Genomic DNA, 15,854 nt, shown 5'->3' with positions numbered 1-15,854 from the left:
CGGCCGTCAGAGGCCTACCGCGACCGATCGCGGGTCGAAGCCGAAGGGCAGCTCCAGGCGGTGGCGGCGCATCAGGGCGTCGTCGGACAGCAGTTCCTGCGTGCGGCCGTCGGCCGCGATGACGCCGCCGCTGAGGATCACCGCGCGGGAGCACAGTTCCAGGGCGTAGGGCAGGTCGTGCGTGACCATCAGCACCGTGACGTCCAGCGACCGCAGGATGTCGGCGAGTTCGCGGCGCGAGGCCGGGTCCAGGTTGGACGAGGGCTCGTCGAGGACGAGGATCTCCGGCTCCATGGCGAGCACGGTGGCCACCGCGACGCGGCGCCGCTGGCCGAAGGACAGGTGGTGCGGCGGCCGGTCGGCGAACTCCGCCATGCCGACGCGCTCCAGGGCCTTGCGGACGCAGGCCTCCAGCTCGGGACCGCGCATCCCCGCCGCGGCGGGGCCGAAGGCGACGTCCTCGCGGACGGTGGGCATGAACAGCTGGTCGTCCGGGTCCTGGAAGACGATGCCGACCCGGCGGCGGATCTCCGCGAGGTGCTTGCGGTCGCCGACCGGAAGGCCCGCGACGGTGACCGTGCCCGCGCCCGCCTCCAGGATGCCGTTGAGGTGCAGTACGAGGGTGGTCTTGCCGGCGCCGTTGGGCCCGAGCAGGGCGACCCGCTCGCCGCGGCCGATGGTCAGGTCCACGCCGAACAGCGCCTGGTGGCCGTCGGGATAGGCGTAGGCGAGGCCCTTGACCTCGAGCGAAGGTGTCACAGGAACCATCCCATCAGACAGACCAGCAGCGCGGCGGCCGGGAGCGCGGCCGCGTACGACCACTGGGAGCGCGACGCCGTGACGTCGTCGATCACCGGCATGCTGCCGGCGTAGCCGCGGCTGACCATGGCCAGGTGGACGCGCTCGCCGCGTTCGTAGGAGCGGATGAACAGGGCGCCCGCGGACTTGGCGAGCACGCCCCAGTGGCGCGGGCCCCGGGCCTCGAAGCCGCGCGACGCCCGGGCGACGCGCATGCGGCGCATCTCGCCGGTGATGACGTCGCCGTAGCGGATCATGAAGGAGGCGATCTGCACCAGCAGCGCGGGCAGCCGCAACCGCTGCAGCCCGAGCAGGAGTTCGCGCAGTTCGGTGCTGGAGGCGAGCAGTACCGAGGCGGCGACGCCGAGCGTGCCCTTGGCGAGGATGTTCCAGGCGCCCCACAGGCCGTTCACGCTCACGGACAGCCCGAGCACCTGCGTGTGCGGGCCCTCGGCGACGAACGGCATCAGGACGGCGAAGCCGACGAACGGCACCTCGATCAGCAGCCGCCGCAGCAGGAAGCCCGCGGGGACCCGGGCCACCGCGGCCACCGTGGCCAGCAGCACCGCGTACAGGCCGAAGGCCCACACCGCGGTGCGCGGTGTGGACACCACGACGAGGACGAAGCAGAAGACCGCGGCGATCTTGCACTGCGGGGGCAGTGCGTGCACCGGCGAGTGCCCGTGCCGGTAGAGCCGGTGTGCGTGCCCCGCGCCCATCCGTCAGGCCTCGTCCGTGCGCGGCCGGCGGCGCACGACCCAGAAGACTCCGCTGCCGAGCGCGAGAGTGGCGCCGACACCCAGGATCCCGGCGAGGCCGCCGGACAGCCGGGGGTCGCCGACGTCCTTGGTCCGGTAGTCCGCCAGCGGGGAGTCCTTGGCCGCGTGCTGCCCGGTCTTCTTGTCGATGCCGTGGTCGGCGGCGACCTTCTCCAGTCCGTCGGGGCTGGACGACGCGTAATAGCTGACGAATCCGGCGAGCACCAGGGCGGCGATCAGGCCGGCGATCCACAGCGGCCGTACGCCGCCGCGCTTGGGGGTGGTGGTCACGGCCGCCATCAGACGGTCGCCTCCTTCAGCTCCAGCGGACGGCGCAGGTCACGGGCGCCGTGGACGAGATCGGGACGGACGGCGATCACGGCGCCCACCGTGGCGGCGGTGATGAACGCCTCGCCGATGCCGATGAGCACGTGGACGCCGACCATGGCGGTGAAGACCTTGCCCAGGGGGACGTCGGTCGTGCCGCCGAGCGCGTAGATCGCGGTGAAGGCGACCGAGGCCGCGGGGACGGAGAGCAGGGCCGCCACGAAGGCGGCGCCCGTCACCGAGCCGCGCGTGCGGGGCAGCACCTTGACCAGGCCGCGGAAGACCGCGTAGGCGACGACGACCGTCACGATCGCCATGTCGGTGATGTTCACGCCGAGCGCGGTGAGACCGCCGTCGGCGAAGAGCACCCCTTGGATGAGCAGCACCACCGACACGCACAGCACGCCGGTGTACGGGCCCACCAGGATCGCGGCCAGCGCGCCTCCGAGGAGATGGCCGCTGGTGCCCGCCGCGACGGGGAAGTTGAGCATCTGCACGGCGAAGATGAAGGCGGAGACGAGTCCGGCCAGCGGAGCGGTGCGTTCGTCGAGTTCGCGCCGGGCACCGCGCAGGCTCACGGCGACGGCCGCCGCCGCCACGGCCCCGGTCGCCACCGACACCGGGGCGTCGATGAATCCGTCGGGTACATGCATGAGGTGCTCCGCTTCGGAGTCGGCCTGCTCGAACGCCTCATCATACGGCCTTATTGCAATACTGTTGCAAGAGCCTCGGTGGCGCGAAAACGTTCCTCTCGCGTGTACCGGCCGTTGGCGGCCAGGACCCCGTCACGGCGCCGGTCGTTCAGGCCAGCGGCCGCCCCGCTGTCAGGTTCCAGCGCCCGGACCGCCCGCTGAATTCCGTCGCGGTGAGCGGCGGGACGTCGATCCGCCAGAACGCCGGCTCCGGCACGCCCAACGCCCGTACCGCGCACGCCCGGACGATCTCCGGCTCGACGACGGCGACCACCCGACCGGGCGCGGCCGCCAGCCCGTCCAGCCAGGCGCCGACCCGGGCGCACAGGTCGCGCAGCGACTCCGCGTCGTGCGGCGCGGCGTCCGGGTCGGAGAGCCAGGCGGCGACCGCCTCGGGCTCCTCCGCGCTCACCTCGGCCAGCGTGCGGCCGCGCCAGCGGCCCAGCGCCCAGCCGTCGGGGGCCTCCTGGGCGGTGGCCAGTCCCAGCGCCGCGGCCGTCGCCCGGCAGCGCGCCGAGGGCGACACCAGCACCCGGCCGGCGGAGGGCAGGTCCCCGGCCACCGCGCGGGCGGCCACCAGGGCGCTCTCGTCCGGCGGCACGTCGTCGTCGAAACGCGCCTCGCGCAGCGCGGCCGTCACGACCGGCGAGATCAGGGTCACCCGGGTGGTCATGTGCTCTCCTCCGTCGTCCGCGGGGCCGCCGCCGGCCCCCCGCAACCCTTCCACGGCTGGTCGCGCCGCCAACGGGGGCGCACCCGGGCGCCCTTGGCCGTTCGTCCGGACCGCGGTACGGTCGCGAGGACCAATACGACGGCACGGCGGAAGTCCGGTGGGAATCCGGCACGGTCGCGCCACTGTGAGCCGGGCACCGCGCCGGGCGAGTCAGACCCGCAGCCGTCGACACCGCTCCACCGACCGGGACGCGCGTTCCCACCAGGAGGCCACACCATGGCGCAGTCCGCCGTCCAGCCCGCAGTCGCACCCACCACCGCCCCGGCCCCGCTGCCGATCGGCGCGATCGTGCCGTGGGCGGTCTTCTTCGGCGTCCTGATGCTCGTCGTCCTCTACTTCGTGGGCGCCGAGCAGGGCGCGACCTCGCTCATCTCCGGCGAGAACGTGCACGAATGGGTGCACGACGGGCGTCACCTGCTGGGCTTCCCCTGCCACTGACGCGCGCCGGACGGCTTGCCGGGTCGGTGCCCGGTGGCCGACCGGGTGCCCGGGCTCTGACGCTCAACGCTCCGTGCGGGCAGGGGCGTTCGCGGTGATCAGGGTGTGCAGCCGGTCGGCTGCGGTGCGGCCGAAGTCCGGGTCGTTGAGGTGTGTGTCGTACGCGGCCAGCTCCACCCGGCTGCCGCGCAGGCCCTCGCGCAGCGCCGTGAACAGCACCTCGTCGACGGACGGGTCGTGGTACGGGCCGCCCGGGGCGCCGAGGGTGGACAGGCCGCGCAGCGGGAGCAGCAGGGCCGACGGACCGGTCGCGGCGCGCAGTTTCTCGGCGACCTGGCGGCCGAGCGCGGCGCACTCGGCGGCGCTGGTGCGGATGACGGTGACCGACGGGTTGTGCACATGGACGTGGCGGGACCGGAAGCGTTCGGGCAGCGAGGCGAGCGGTCCGAACTTGACCATGTCCAGCGCCCCCGGGCTCACCACCTGGGGCAGTCCTGCGCGTCCCGCCGCCCGCAGCCGGTCCGGGCCCGCGCCGAAGGTGCCGCCGACCAGGTCGTCGGCGAGCTCGCTGAGCGTGAGGTCCAGCACGCCGGCGAACATCCCCTGCGCGGCGAGGGTCTCCAGGGAGCGGCCGCCCGACCCGACGGAGTGGAAGACCAGCACCTCGTAGCCGAGTTCGGTCAGCCGCTGCCGGGCGGCGTCCACGCCCGGGGTGGTCACGCCCGCCATGCTGGCCGCGACCAGCGGCCGGTCGTCCGCGGGCGGCGGCGCGTCGGTGGCGAAGCCCGTGGCCATGGCGGCGATGGCGTCGGCCGCGTTCGCAAGGATCGGCGCCGAGACGCGGTTGACGCCCGCGATGTCGACGACGCTGTACATCATGGCGATGTCGGCCGCCCCCACGTACGGCGAGACGTCGCCGGCCGCCATCGAGGACACCATCAGCTTCGGCACGCCCAGCGGCAGGGCACGCATCGCGCGGGTCGCGATCGACGTGCCGCCGCTGCCGCCGATGGCCAGCACGCCGTGCAGCCGCCCCTGCGCGTGCAGTCGGCGCACCACCTCGGCGGCGCCGTCGGCCATCGTGGTCACGGCCGTGCCCCGGTCGCCCTGGGCGCGCAGCCGTGCGAGGTCGGCGCCCGCCGCGCGGGCGACCTCGGCGCGCGGTATGTCGGCGGGCACCAGGGGCTCACCGGCGACCCCGGTGTCGACGAGGACGACCTCCACGGCGCGCCGCAGCAGGCGCTCGCGCAGCCATCCGTACTCCACACCCTTGGTGTCCAGCGTTCCCAGCAGCGCAACCACCGGCATGGATCACAGTGTTGGGGGGATCGGCGGATGTGACAAGGCCTCATGCCGTCGGCACACGCCGCAGCAGCAGGAGCGCGGTGTCGTCGACCCGGTGCGCCGAGGCGCCGTCGAAGTGGACGAGGGTTTCGGCGAGCCCGTCCAGCGGACCCTCGCCGGCGGCGGCCAGCGCGCAGGCGAGACCGGCGATGGCGGTGTCCAGGTCGGTGCCGGGGCTCTCGACCAGCCCGTCGGTGTAGAGGGCGAGCACCGCCTCCGGCGGCAACGGCACCTCGGTGGTGGGGTACTCGGCGTGCGGGTCGATGCCCAGCAGCAGCCCCGGCGGGGTGGTGAGCACCTCGGCCCGTCCCCCGGGCCGGCGCAGCAGCGGCGGCGGATGGCCCGCGCTGGCCAGCCGCGCGATGCCCGCGGCGAGGTCGAGGTGGACGTACAGGCAGCTGGTGAAGAGCCCGGTGTCGAGCTCGTCGAGCAGCCGGTTGGTACGGGAGAGCACCTCGTCGGGCGAGGCGCCCGCGGTCGCGTGCGCGTGCACCGCGGTACGGACCTGGCCCATCAGGGCGGCGGCGTTGACGTTGTGGCCCTGGACGTCGCCGATGACGGCGGCCGCGCAGGTTCCGTCGAGCCGGATCAGGTCGTAGAAGTCGCCGCCGATGTCCATGCCGCTGGTGGCGGGCAGATAGCGGGCGGCGACCTCCAGGCCGGGCAGCGAGGGCAGTGTGTGGGGGAGCAGCCCGGCCTGCAGGCCACGGGCGAGCTGGTGCTTGGCGTCGTAGATGCGCGCGCGGTCCAGGGCCTGCGCGATGAGCGCGGTCAGCGAGGCCATGGCGCTGCGCTCGTCGCCGGGGAACGGGCGCGGATGGTCGTAGCCGAGGAGGCAGCAGCCGACCGGCCGGCCCGAGGCGATCAGCGGCAGGAAGGCCCACGCCGACTTCAGCAGCGAGCCGGTCAGCCCCGGGTAGGCCCGCAGCAGCTCTTCCGGGGAGCTGTAGAAGCGGGGCACACCGGTGAGCAGGGCCCGGCCCGCGGGGGTCTGCCGCGAGCCGAGCGGGGTGCCGTCGAGGGTGGCCATGGCGCCTTCCTCGAAGCCGCGCCGGCCGATCACCCGCAGCCGGCCGCCCTCGGCGACGAAGAGCACGAAGGCGTCCGCGCCGAACGCCGGCGGGAACAGGTCGGCCACCAGCTCGACGACGTCGCGCACCCCGACCGCCTCGGCGAGCGCGCCGGCGAGCTGCATCAGGTGGTAGATCGCCGTGACCCGGTCCGGTGCCGCCCCGGCCTCGTCGTTCCGGCCGTTCCGGGGGGCCCGCGGAGCCGGTCCCGGACGGTGCTCGGTGGGGGAGATCCGCACGCTCACCCCGGTCCGGTCCGGGTACAGCTGGAAGAGCATCCAGTCGTCGGGGGGCCGCCGGGCGATGAACGACGTCGGCTGCCCGCTGAGCACGGCGCCGCGGTAGCGGTCCTCGTGCACCGGGTCGCGCAGCCAGGGCAGCACCTGCCACGGCAGGGCGCCGAGCAGGACCCGGGCGGGCTCGCCGAGCAGCAGTTCGGCGCGGGTGCTGACGTAGGTGATCCGCCCGCTCTGGTCCAGCGCGCACGCGCCCTCCGGCAGCCGCCGGGCGAAATCGGCCGCCGCCTGCGCCTCGTCCGGCGCCGTCCGCGCCGCGCGGGGCCGCTTCAGCACCCGCGGCAGCGGGCCGGGACGGACGGGCTCGCCGACGGATTCCGCGCGCGACAGGTAGTCGCACATCTGTTCGCACGCGTGGCCGATGGTGGCGTGCTCGATCCCGGCCGGTGGCTCGGGATGGGATCCGGGCCAGATCAGCATCAGCGCGCCGCGCACGCTGTGCGCGACGTCCTGCACGGGCGCGGCGGCCAGGGCCAGGTCGTAGGGCAGCACCAGCGCGGTCTGCGGATAGCGCTCGGCCAGCTCCTCCCGCGTGCCCAGCCACACCAGGCGCCCGGTGCGCACCGCGTCCGCCACCGGCGCCGACCGGTTCAGCGCCACCCGCGCCCACGGCGTCGCCAGCTCCCGCGGCGCCCCGGTCAGCACCTCCAGGCCCAGCACCCGCCCCTCGGGCAGCATCAGGAAGACCGCGCCGATATGCGCGTCCGTGGCGCGCACGACCTCGGCGAGCGTCTCGTCCAGCTGCTCCCGTACGGGGGCGGTCACCACCATCGCGGGCCCACCGTCCATGCCGATCGGCTCCCTAAGGGGACCATACGCCTCATTCCCCCCTCGGCACCCGCCGAGCGGCGGCGCCGGGCAGCGCCGTGGGCGGGCCCCCGGGCGGCGTGCGAGGGATTCCCGCCAGAGCCGTGCCGGTGACCGGGGGCCGCGGTGCTGTGCGGGCCCGAGTGGCCGCACCGGCATGCGGGACGAGGCCGGTGGTGACTCCGCGTGCGTCGCAAGGGGTGTGGGCGCGGTGCGCGGGTGCCTGCGGTGGATGGCCGTGCCGGTGACTTGGGGCCGCGTGGGACGCGGGCCCGATTCGCGAGCGCGGCGGCGTGGGAAAGGGCGGTGCTCACGCGGTCGATGGGGCGTGCCGCAGGCGCTGCGCGTGGGCGGGCGGGCTCGGGGGACGAGTCCGGGCGGCGGGCGCGGCGCCTGCGTGGGGTCGGGCTACGACGGGTTCGCCGGGGCCGGGGCGATGAGGTCGATGGCAGTGCCGACCTGGTCGGCGAGGGTGACGGCGACCAGGCGGGCCTGGGGGGAGGGCACGGCTCCTGGGGTGGGGCGGAGCATGAAGCGGCCGTGGAAGCGGCCGTTGTGGAAGACCCGGAGCTCGACCTCCGTGTCGGGCAGGCCCTGGAGGTCGGCGTTCCAGGTGCGGCGGCCCCAGAAGAGCGTGCCGTCGGCCTCGAGCCGCGGCGGGTGGCCGACGAGGGTGCCGTACTCGAAGCGGTAGCCGCGCAGTTGCAGCAGGCTCACCAGCTGGTCGCCGACGTGCTCCACGACCCGGTGGGGGGAGGGGGCGCACTGGGCGAGCCGGGCGGTCTCGTGGATGCGGGCGAGGTGGTCCGCGTCGGTGACGACGACGACTTCCAGCCGCCTTGTCCGGGCGGCCAGTTGGGAGACGGCCAGCCCGACCGCCAGCAGGAGCACGGCGGTGGCGACGTCGCCGGGCCCCGCGATGGTGAACCGCTCGTAGGGCGGGGCGAAGAAGAAGTCGAACCACGCCGCGGCCGACAGTGCGGCGACGGCCCCGGCGACACGGTTGCCGAGGACGGCCACGGCGACCACCGCGACCACCAGGACCAGTGCCACGAGCGGCGCGGCGATGGTCGAGCGGAAGGGCAGCAGCACCGCGGTGACGGCGAGCGGCAGCAGGACCGCGGCCGGCAGGGCGAGCCTGCGCAGGGACGGGGACAGGGACGGGTTGCGGAGCACGGCCCTCACCTGATTCGGCTGGTTCGGACAACGACCCCCCACGGAACGGTCAGACGGGCCCGGCGGCCCGCAGCGGCAGCTGCCGGGCGTTGCGGCGGCTCACGGTCTCGAAGAGCTCCTGCAGCGACGGGCGCGGCACGGTCAGGACCGGGCAGGCCGCGTCCCGTACGCACCGGTGGGCCACCGGGGGCGACAGCAGCCTGCGCAGCAGGCCGGGGCGCCCGGCGCCGACGACGAGCAGGTCGTCCTCGCGGTCCGCGACGTGGACCAGGCAGCGGGCCGCCGGGCCGCGGGCGACGAGGGCCCGGACCGGGAGGCCGGCCGGCGCACCGCCGAAGGCGTTGTCCATCGCGGTCAGCAGTCGTGTCCGGGCCTGGTCCTGCCCTGCGCTCAGCAGCGGCGGGCACGGGTGGCGCCGGTAGGCGAACTCGCCCCCGGCCGGCTCCCAGGCGTGCACCACGACCAGCACCGCGTCACCGCGGCGGGCCTCGGCGGCCGCCCGGTGCAGTGCCGCGAGACTGCCCAGCGAACCGCTCACCCCCACGACCACGCGGCGGTATCCGGTGTCTTCCATACCCCCATGGAAGCGCCGTCCGCCTCCGCGTGCGCGGGCTCTTGTCGTCGCCCTGTCGCCGCCGCCGCGACCCTTGACGCTTCCCTGACCGTGCCGCCAGCGCACCGTCAACGCTTGGCCCGCGGACATCAACATCACGTCAGGGAAGGGCCCGGACCCGGACGTGCCGGGCATAGCGTCAATGCCTGGCCACGGACCACATCCGGCCCGCGGCCACCGTCACGAACGAATCTCACAGGAGGCACGCCATGAGCGAGACATGGAGCGGGGACGACCCGGAACCTTCCGAACCCGTCCCGGCCGGACACCCCAGAGGGGAGACGCTGTTCGTCCCCGTCCGGCCGGGTCCCGTCGGGTGCGTCGCGAGAATGTTCCGCACGCCCCTGGGCGGCCGTACCGCCGTCGCCTTCACCAGTGAGGAACGCCTGGCCGCCACGCTCGGCCCCGGCCAGGAATGGATCAGGCTCGGGGAGCCCGCGCTGCGGGCGCTCGCCGAACCGCTGGGGGTGACCACCCTCACCGTGGACCCGCAGTTCGCCGCGCCCGCCGTGGGCGCCACCCCGGACTGGGACCCGCGGGCCGTGCACACCGCCGACCACCTGCCGCTGCGCATCGGCTGAGGAGCGTCCTGCCATGACCATCTCTGAGACCACCGCTCTCACCGCGCTCGCCGCCGAGGGCGTCGACACCGGGCTGTCCGTCTGGCCGGCCTCCACCCGCACCGCGCCGCACGGCGAGCTGTCGGTGGGCGGTGTCGCCCTCACCGAGGTCGCCGAGCGCTTCGGCACCCCGGCGTACGTCCTCGACGAGGGCGAGGTGCGGGCCCGCTGCCGCACCTACCGGGCCGCGTTCCCCGACGCCGACGTGCTGTACGCCGCCAAGGCGTTCCTGTGCCGGGCGATGGCCCACTGGGTCGAGGAGGAGGGCCTGGGCCTGGACGTCTGCTCGGCCGGAGAACTCGAACTCGCCGTCATCACCGGCTTCCCGCCGGAGCGCATCGTGCTGCACGGCAACGCCAAGAGCCCCGAGGACCTGGCCACCGCGCTGCGCCTCGGCGTGGGCCGCATCGTCATCGACAGCACCGGGGAGATCGCCCGGCTGGCCGCCCAGGTACCGGCCGGGTCCCGGCAGAAGGTACTGCTGCGGGTCGTGCCCGGCATCGCCGCCGGCGGTCACGCCGCGGTGCGCACCGGCACCGACGACCAGAAGTTCGGGCTGTCGCTCGCCGACGGCTCCGCGCAGCACGCCGTGGCCCGGGTCCTGGACCAGCCTCGGCTCGAACTCGTCGGTCTGCACTGCCACCTCGGCTCGCAGATCTCCAGCGTCAAGCCGTACCTGTCCGCCGTGCGGCGGCTGGTGGGGCTGCTGGCCGGGATCCGCCGCCAGCACGGCGTCGCACTGCCCGAACTGGACCTGGGCGGCGGCCACGCGGTGGCCTACCGGCCCGGCGAGGCGGCGCTCGACATCACCTCGCTGGCCGCCCGGGTGCGCGGCGAGCTCACCGCGAGCTGCGCGGCGGCCGGGCTGCCGGTCCCGCGGCTGACGGTCGAGCCGGGCCGGGCCATCGCCGGGCCCTCGGGGGTGGCGCTGTACCGGGTGCTGTCGGTCAAGCGCACCGGCGGCCAGGTCTTCGTGGCCGTGGACGGCGGCATGAGCGACAACCCGCGGCCGGCGCTGTACGGGGTGCGCTACGCGCCCCGGCTGATCGGCCGGCACTCCACGGAGGAGCCCGCGCTGGTCACCGTCGTGGGCCGGCACTGCGAGGCCGGCGACGTGCTGGCCTCCGCGGTCCCGCTGCCCGGCGACATCCGGCCGGGCGACCTGCTCGGTGTACCGGTCGCGGGCGCGTACCACCTGTCGATGGCCTCGACCTACAACATGGTCGGCCGCCCGCCGGTGGTCGCCGTGGACGGCGGCCGGGCCCGGCTGCTGGTACGCCGCGAGTCGATGGAGGACTTCCGCAGGCGCGACATCGGCCTGTGAACGACCCCGGCCGCTCCCGGCGGTGCCGGCCGGTAGCCCGGAAGGGCCGCCCGGGTCACGCCGGATAGGCGTGCACCTGGGCGGCCTTGACGGTGGCCCAGACCTCGGCCCCCGGGTGGAGGTCGAGTTCGGCCGTGGCGGCGGTCGACAGGTCGGCCGCGAGCGGGAGTTCGCCGTCGACGTCGACACGGATGCGGTCGCCGCGGGACTCCAGGCCGGCGACCCGGCCGTGCCACAGGTTGCGGGCGCTCGTGCCCGCGGGGCGCTCCCGGTGCAGGGTGACCGCGTCGGGCGGGAACACCGCGAAGGCGGGGCCGGTCAGTTCGTCGGCGGTGGCGATCGCCGGTCCGCCGGCGAGCTTCACGGCGCTGCCGCCGGCCTCGCCCCGGTAGAGGTTGAGCCCCACCAGGTGCGCGATGTAGTCGGTGCGGGGGCGGCGGGCGACCTCGGCCGGGGTGCCCTCCTGCACGGCGCGGCCGTGCTCGATGACCACCAGCCGGTCGGCCAGCACCATCGCGTCCAGCGGGTCGTGCGTCACCAGCACCGCCACGGCCTCGAACTCGGCCAGGTGGCGCCGCAGTTGCGAGCGCACCTCCAGCCGGGTGCGGGCGTCCAGCGCGGCCAGCGGCTCGTCCAGCAGGAGCAGCCGCGGCCGGGTCGCCAGGGCGCGGGCCAGGGCGACGCGCTGTGCCTGCCCGCCGGACAGCCGCCGCGGCCGGGCCGCGGCGTGCTCGGCCAGTCCCATCCGCTCCAGCCAGGCCGCGGCCTCGGCGCGGGCCCGTGCCTTGGACAGGCCCTGGCAGCGCGGGCCGAAGGCCACGTTGTCCAGGGCGGACAGGTGCGGGAAGAGCAGGTAGTCCTGGAACACCACACCGACCGGGCGGGTCTCGGGCGGCATCCCGTCCAGTTCCGTCCCGTCCAGCCGCAGCCGTCCGCCGGTCAGCGGCGTCAGCCCGGCCAGGGCGCGCAGCGCCGTGGTCTTGCCGGCGCCGTTGGGCCCGAGCAGCGCCAGGACCTCGCCGGGTGCGGCGCTCAGCTGTACGTCGAGCCGGAACGTGCCCAGGTCGACGACGAGTTCGGCCCGCAGCCCCTCCGCGGCGCTCATACGGACGTCATCCAGCGGTCGCGCAGTCCCGCGAGGACCGCGACGGAGACGACGAGCAGGACCAGGCTGAGCGTGATGGCCGCCGCGACGTCGCTCTGCAGGGCCAGGTAGACGGCCAGCGGCATGGTCTGGGTGCGGCCGGGGAAGTTGCCCGCGAAGGTGATGGTGGCCCCGAACTCGCCGAGCGCACGCGCCCACGCCAGGACCGCGCCCGCGGCGACGCCCGGGGCGATCATGGGCAGCGTGACCCGGCGGAACGCGGTGAATCGGGAGGCGCCCAGCGTGGTGGCCGCCTCCTCGTAGCGGGGGTCGGCGGCGCGCAGCGTGCCCTCCACGCTGATCACCAGGAACGGCATGGCCACGAACGCCTCGGCGACGATCACCCCGGTCGTCGTGAACGGCAGGGTGAGCCCGAACCACTGGTCCAGGTACCGCCCCGCGATGCCGTTGCGGCCCAGCGCCAGCAGCAGCGCCACACCGCCGACGACCGGGGGCAGTACCAGCGGCAGCGTCACCAGCGCCCGCACCAGGCGGCGCCCGGGGAACTCGGTGCGCGCCAGCAGCCAGGCCAGGGGCACGCCCAGGACGAGGGTCACCGCGGTCGCGGAGGTGGCGCAGACCAGCGACAGCCGCAGCGCCTGCCACACCCCGGGGCTGGTCAGCTGGTGCGGGAGGTCGCTCCACGGCGTGCGCACCAGCAGTCCGGCGAGCGGCAGTACCAGGAAGGCGAGGCCGATCAGCGCGGGCAGCAGCAGGGGCAGCGGCGCCGGGGAACGGTGACGGCGCGGTCGGGCTTTCACGGGCCCGGCCGCGCCGTCGGGGGCGTCGTCCGTCACGGGTTGAGGAAGCCCGCGGCGCTCAGCACCTTGGCACCGTCGGGCGACTCCACCAGGGCGATGAAGGCCTTGGCGGCTTCGGCGTTGGGGGCGTCCTTGAGCAGGACGATGGGATAGTCGTTGATGACCTTGGCGGACTCGGGGAACTCCACGCCCTCCACCTTGCCACCGGCGGCCTTCACATCGGTCTTGTAGACGACCGAGGCGTCGACCTCCTTGAGCTCGACCTTGGTCAGCGCGCTCTTGACGTCCTGCTCGTAGGAGACCGGCGTGAGCTTCAGACCGCCGGCGTCCAGCGCCTTCTGGGCGGCGGCGCCGCAGGGCACCTCCTTGGCGCACAGGGCGACCTTGAGGCCGGAGTCGGTGAGGTCCTTGAGGGCGTCGACCTTCTTGGGGTTGCCGGGGACGACCGCGATCTCCAGCTGGTTGCGCACGAAGGTCTCCGGTTCCCCGGAGGCGTCCTCGGCGTCCGTGACGATCTTCATCGTCTTCGGGGACGCGGCCGCGAAGACGTCGGCCGGGGCGCCGGAGGTGATGCTCGCGGCGAGCGAGTCGCTGCCGCCGAAGTTGAAGCTCACCTTCGTGCCGGGGTGCGCCGCCTCGAACTGCTTGCCCAGCTCGGTGAAGGTCTCCTTCAGGGAGGCCGCGGCGAAGACCGTGACCGTGCCCTTGAGGTCGTCGGCGGGCGAGGCCGAGGCGTCCGACGAGGACGCCGACGACGCCGAGGCGTCTGCCGAGGCGTCGCTCGAGTCGCCGCCGGAGGAACACGCGCTCAGGGCCAGCAGCACCGCGGTGCCTCCGACGGCCAGCTGCAAGGTCCGGGTCCGGCGGTGCACGGAACGGTTCGTCACGTGGTCATTCCCCCTCGGTAAGTGGTCGCGCCTGCGCCGATGATAGTGCCGCAGGTGCGGCCCCGACGGTCCCCGATGCATTGCATTAGCCAGACGATTCGACAACTGATCCTGTACGTGCGTTTCCGCGGGGGGTCCGCGTGGGTACCGTTGTGCGGGAGGTGCATGCCCGTGACCGCGCCCGTTCCCGCGCCGCCGCCGCAGCTCGCCGGATTCGTGCTGAGCGGCGACCTGGCCCGCCCCGCCCCGCTCACCGTGCGTGACCTGCGGGCGTGGCCGCAGCACGAGGCGCGGGTGAGCTTCGAGTGCGCCACCAGCGGGATCCAGCACCACCGGTTCGAGGGGCCGCTGCTGCACGAGGTGCTGTGCGCCGCGGGACCCGCCTTCGACCCGGCCCGGCGCAAGGACCGGCTGCGCTTCCTCATCGTCGTCACCGGCGCCGACGGCCATCACGCCCTGCTGTCGTGGGGCGAGATCGATCCCGACTTCGGGCGGGCCGCGGTGCTGCTGGCCACCCGCATCGACGGCACACCGCTGGACGGGAGCGGCCCGCAACTGGTGCTCCCCCAGGACCGGTGCGGGGCACGCCACATCAGCGGCATCACCGCGATCCGGGTGGACGGCCGGTACGCGGGCGCCGCGGCGGCCTGATCCGCCGGGCACGGCGACCACGGCGGGCACAGCGGGCACGGATTACGATCGGCCGGATGCACTCCTCCTCCGCGTCCCCCGCCTCCCCTGCCTCGCCCTCCGGCCTCGTCCGCGAGTTCCACACCGCCTTCGGCCTCGACGTCCGCTCCGCTCCCGCGGAGATCTCCCCGGCGCACGCCGCGCACCGCCAGGAGCTGCTGGCGGAGGAGGTGGCCGAGGTCGCGGAGGCCTCCGCCGAGGGCTCACTGGCGCACCTCGCGCACGAGCTGGCCGACGTGGTCTACGTCGCGTACGGCACGGCGCTGGTCCACGGCATCGACCTCGACGCCGTCATCGCCGAGGTGCACCGCGCCAACATGTCCAAGCTGGGCCCCGACGGCCGGCCGACCCTGCGCGCGGACGGCAAGGTGCTCAAGGGCGAGCACTACCGTGCCCCGGACGTCGCCGCGGTGCTCCGCGACCAGGGCTGGTCGCCCCGCGAGGCGTAGCGGGGCGGGCCCCGGCGCGGGACGGCGCGGCGTCCCGCGCCGCTTTCGGGCCCTGGTGTCACGCTGGAAGGATCAGGGACGGACCCCGCGAAGGGAGCGCCATGATCACCACAGACTTCGTCCCCGGGTCGCCGTGCTGGGTGGACCTCGGGGCGCCGGACGTCGATGCCGCGGCCGCCTTCTACGGGGCCGTCTTCGGCTGGGCCTTCGAGCGGTTCGCCCTGGAGGGCGGCGCCTTCGGTCTCTTCCGGCTGCACGGGCGGACGGTGGGCGCGGTTGGGGAGCTCACGGAGGAGGGCGCCCGGTCCGCGTGGATGATCTACTTCCGCGCCCTGGACGTCGAGGTGGCCACCTGGGCCGCGATGCGGGCGGGCGGCACGGTGCGGCGGGAGCCGGGCGACGTGCGGGACGCGGGGCGGATGGCGCAGCTCACCGACCCGCTGGGCGCCGAGTTCGCCGTGTGGCAGGCGGGCGGGACGCAGGGCTTCGGCGCCGCCGACCTGCCGGGCACGCTGTGCTGGACCGAGCTGTACACGACGGACGCGGCGGCCGCGAAGGAGTTCTACGGCTCCCTCTTCGGCTGGAAGACCGATGACATGCCGCTCCCCGGCGGGAGCGGGGGCACGTACACCGTGATCACGCCCGCGGGCGAGAGCCAGGAGCGGATGCAGGGCGGGCTGATGGAGATGGCCCCGGAGTTCCTCGCGCTCAACGACGGGCGCCCCTACTGGCACCCGGTCTTCGCCGTCGAGGACTGCGACGCCGCCGCAGCCCGCGTCACCGGCAACGGCGGCTCGCTCCAGATGGGCCCGGAGGACGCCGAGGGCGTCGGCCGGCTGGCGGTCTGCCTCGACCCGGCGGGAGCGGACTTCGTCCTGTTGGACCCGGCACCTGCCGCCTGAGCGCGACCTGCGGGAGAATCGGGGG

At 74.8% G+C, this 15,854-nt stretch carries 16 protein-coding genes, 1 pseudogene and 1 riboswitch; of the genes and pseudogenes, 6 read left to right on the top strand and 11 right to left on the bottom strand.

The genetic code is table 11. From position 1 onward, the window contains the following. Nucleotides 1-6: 6 nt before the first annotated feature. From ACFYXS_RS19640 to ACFYXS_RS19625, 4 genes and pseudogenes are all read right to left on the bottom strand, one after another. Nucleotides 7-768, bottom strand: coding sequence for an energy-coupling factor ABC transporter ATP-binding protein (locus tag ACFYXS_RS19640; RefSeq protein WP_389249687.1), 762 nt, complete (start codon nucleotides 766-768; stop codon nucleotides 7-9). Then, on the bottom strand, nucleotides 756-1,517 hold the full coding sequence (cbiQ, locus tag ACFYXS_RS19635; RefSeq protein ID WP_389249685.1) for a cobalt ECF transporter T component CbiQ: 762 nt from the start codon (nucleotides 1,515-1,517) through the stop codon (nucleotides 756-758). Before cbiQ ends, ACFYXS_RS19640 begins: the two co-directional genes overlap by 13 nt. 3 nt (nucleotides 1,518-1,520) lie before the next feature. Next, nucleotides 1,521-2,536, bottom strand: a pseudogene (locus tag ACFYXS_RS19630) (energy-coupling factor ABC transporter permease). Between the two features lie 148 nt (nucleotides 2,537-2,684). Then, complete coding sequence (locus tag ACFYXS_RS19625; protein ID WP_389249683.1) at nucleotides 2,685-3,248, bottom strand: histidine phosphatase family protein; 564 nt, start codon at nucleotides 3,246-3,248, stop codon at nucleotides 2,685-2,687. Nucleotides 3,249-3,396: 148 nt separating this feature from the next. Then, nucleotides 3,397-3,464: riboswitch (cobalamin riboswitch) on the top strand. Between the two features lie 60 nt (nucleotides 3,465-3,524). On the opposite strand from ACFYXS_RS19625, the gene ACFYXS_RS19620 reads away from it, so the two are divergent. Next, the gene (locus tag ACFYXS_RS19620; protein ID WP_389249681.1) at nucleotides 3,525-3,746 is read left to right on the top strand and encodes a CbtB-domain containing protein; all 222 of its coding nucleotides are present in this window, start codon (nucleotides 3,525-3,527) and stop codon (nucleotides 3,744-3,746) included. 63 nt (nucleotides 3,747-3,809) lie between these two features. On the opposite strand, the gene ACFYXS_RS19615 is transcribed toward ACFYXS_RS19620, so the two are convergent. The 4 genes from ACFYXS_RS19615 to ACFYXS_RS19600 all read right to left on the bottom strand — a co-directional run bounded on the left by ACFYXS_RS19615 (nucleotide 3,810) and on the right by ACFYXS_RS19600 (nucleotide 9,013). Then, on the bottom strand, nucleotides 3,810-5,054 hold the full coding sequence (locus ACFYXS_RS19615; RefSeq protein WP_389249680.1) for a Tm-1-like ATP-binding domain-containing protein: 1,245 nt from the start codon (nucleotides 5,052-5,054) through the stop codon (nucleotides 3,810-3,812). Nucleotides 5,055-5,094: 40 nt separating this feature from the next. Further along, complete coding sequence (locus tag ACFYXS_RS19610) at nucleotides 5,095-7,245, bottom strand: SpoIIE family protein phosphatase (RefSeq protein WP_389249678.1); 2,151 nt, start codon at nucleotides 7,243-7,245, stop codon at nucleotides 5,095-5,097. Nucleotides 7,246-7,671: 426 nt separating this feature from the next. Further along, the gene (locus tag ACFYXS_RS19605; RefSeq protein WP_389249676.1) at nucleotides 7,672-8,439 is read right to left on the bottom strand and encodes a DUF4118 domain-containing protein; all 768 of its coding nucleotides are present in this window, start codon (nucleotides 8,437-8,439) and stop codon (nucleotides 7,672-7,674) included. A gap of 49 nt (nucleotides 8,440-8,488) precedes the next feature. Beyond that, nucleotides 8,489-9,013: a universal stress protein gene (locus tag ACFYXS_RS19600; RefSeq protein ID WP_389249674.1), complete on the bottom strand. Its 525-nt coding sequence runs from the start codon at nucleotides 9,011-9,013 to the stop codon at nucleotides 8,489-8,491. A gap of 248 nt (nucleotides 9,014-9,261) precedes the next feature. Here ACFYXS_RS19600 and ACFYXS_RS19595 point away from each other — a divergent pair, with 248 nt between their 5' ends. Together ACFYXS_RS19595 and lysA are read left to right on the top strand one after the other, a co-directional pair. After that, on the top strand, nucleotides 9,262-9,633 hold the full coding sequence (locus ACFYXS_RS19595) for an SAV_915 family protein (protein ID WP_389249672.1): 372 nt from the start codon (nucleotides 9,262-9,264) through the stop codon (nucleotides 9,631-9,633). Between the two features lie 13 nt (nucleotides 9,634-9,646). Continuing rightward, the gene (gene lysA / locus ACFYXS_RS19590; RefSeq protein ID WP_389249669.1) at nucleotides 9,647-10,996 is read left to right on the top strand and encodes a diaminopimelate decarboxylase; all 1,350 of its coding nucleotides are present in this window, start codon (nucleotides 9,647-9,649) and stop codon (nucleotides 10,994-10,996) included. 55 nt (nucleotides 10,997-11,051) lie between these two features. On the opposite strand, the gene ACFYXS_RS19585 is transcribed toward lysA, so the two are convergent. From ACFYXS_RS19585 to modA, 3 genes are read right to left on the bottom strand one after another with little or no spacing between them, the layout of a single operon-like run. Further along, on the bottom strand, nucleotides 11,052-12,101 hold the full coding sequence (locus tag ACFYXS_RS19585) for an ABC transporter ATP-binding protein (RefSeq protein WP_389249667.1): 1,050 nt from the start codon (nucleotides 12,099-12,101) through the stop codon (nucleotides 11,052-11,054). Beyond that, nucleotides 12,098-12,901: an ABC transporter permease gene (locus ACFYXS_RS19580; protein ID WP_389249888.1), complete on the bottom strand. Its 804-nt coding sequence runs from the start codon at nucleotides 12,899-12,901 to the stop codon at nucleotides 12,098-12,100. The genes ACFYXS_RS19585 and ACFYXS_RS19580 overlap by 4 nt, the downstream gene beginning before the upstream one ends. A 32-nt stretch (nucleotides 12,902-12,933) precedes the next feature. Then, nucleotides 12,934-13,788, bottom strand: a complete 855-nt coding sequence (gene modA / locus ACFYXS_RS19575) for a molybdate ABC transporter substrate-binding protein (protein ID WP_389249665.1) — start codon at nucleotides 13,786-13,788, stop codon at nucleotides 12,934-12,936. A 171-nt stretch (nucleotides 13,789-13,959) separates the two neighbouring features. Between modA and ACFYXS_RS19570 the strand changes: the two genes are divergently transcribed. The 3 genes from ACFYXS_RS19570 to ACFYXS_RS19560 all read left to right on the top strand — a co-directional run bounded on the left by ACFYXS_RS19570 (nucleotide 13,960) and on the right by ACFYXS_RS19560 (nucleotide 15,829). Continuing rightward, entirely contained in the window at nucleotides 13,960-14,439 is a 480-nt protein-coding gene (locus ACFYXS_RS19570; protein WP_389249663.1) for a molybdopterin-dependent oxidoreductase, read from the top strand. Between the two features lie 56 nt (nucleotides 14,440-14,495). Continuing rightward, nucleotides 14,496-14,927 (top strand): MazG nucleotide pyrophosphohydrolase domain-containing protein, encoded by a 432-nt coding sequence (locus ACFYXS_RS19565; RefSeq protein ID WP_389249661.1) that lies wholly within the window; start codon nucleotides 14,496-14,498, stop codon nucleotides 14,925-14,927. Between the two features lie 101 nt (nucleotides 14,928-15,028). Then, a complete protein-coding gene (locus tag ACFYXS_RS19560) occupies nucleotides 15,029-15,829 on the top strand; it encodes a VOC family protein (protein WP_389249659.1) in 801 nt (266 codons plus the stop codon). The last annotated feature ends 25 nt before the right edge of the window (nucleotides 15,830-15,854 follow it).

This window comes from Streptomyces sp. NPDC002574, assembly GCF_042889545.1.
GTDB lineage: Bacteria > Actinomycetota > Actinomycetes > Streptomycetales > Streptomycetaceae > Actinacidiphila.
This window is presented reverse-complemented; position numbering and strand designations above follow the sequence as displayed.

Excerpts from the sequence above, each read along its gene's own strand:
- ACFYXS_RS19640 (WP_389249687.1), bottom strand. The coding sequence starts at position 768 with ATGGTTCCTGTGACACCTTCGCTCGAGGTCAAGGGCCTCGCCTACGCC.
- cbiQ (WP_389249685.1), bottom strand. The coding sequence starts at position 1,517 with ATGGGCGCGGGGCACGCACACCGGCTCTACCGGCACGGGCACTCGCCG.
- ACFYXS_RS19625 (WP_389249683.1), bottom strand. The coding sequence starts at position 3,248 with ATGACCACCCGGGTGACCCTGATCTCGCCGGTCGTGACGGCCGCGCTG.
- ACFYXS_RS19620 (WP_389249681.1), top strand. The coding sequence starts at position 3,525 with ATGGCGCAGTCCGCCGTCCAGCCCGCAGTCGCACCCACCACCGCCCCG.
- ACFYXS_RS19615 (WP_389249680.1), bottom strand. The coding sequence starts at position 5,054 with ATGCCGGTGGTTGCGCTGCTGGGAACGCTGGACACCAAGGGTGTGGAG.
- ACFYXS_RS19610 (WP_389249678.1), bottom strand. The coding sequence starts at position 7,245 with ATGGACGGTGGGCCCGCGATGGTGGTGACCGCCCCCGTACGGGAGCAG.
- ACFYXS_RS19600 (WP_389249674.1), bottom strand. The coding sequence starts at position 9,013 with ATGGAAGACACCGGATACCGCCGCGTGGTCGTGGGGGTGAGCGGTTCG.
- ACFYXS_RS19595 (WP_389249672.1), top strand. The coding sequence starts at position 9,262 with ATGAGCGAGACATGGAGCGGGGACGACCCGGAACCTTCCGAACCCGTC.
- lysA (WP_389249669.1), top strand. The coding sequence starts at position 9,647 with ATGACCATCTCTGAGACCACCGCTCTCACCGCGCTCGCCGCCGAGGGC.
- ACFYXS_RS19585 (WP_389249667.1), bottom strand. The coding sequence starts at position 12,101 with ATGAGCGCCGCGGAGGGGCTGCGGGCCGAACTCGTCGTCGACCTGGGC.
- ACFYXS_RS19565 (WP_389249661.1), top strand. The coding sequence starts at position 14,496 with ATGCACTCCTCCTCCGCGTCCCCCGCCTCCCCTGCCTCGCCCTCCGGC.
- ACFYXS_RS19560 (WP_389249659.1), top strand. The coding sequence starts at position 15,029 with ATGATCACCACAGACTTCGTCCCCGGGTCGCCGTGCTGGGTGGACCTC.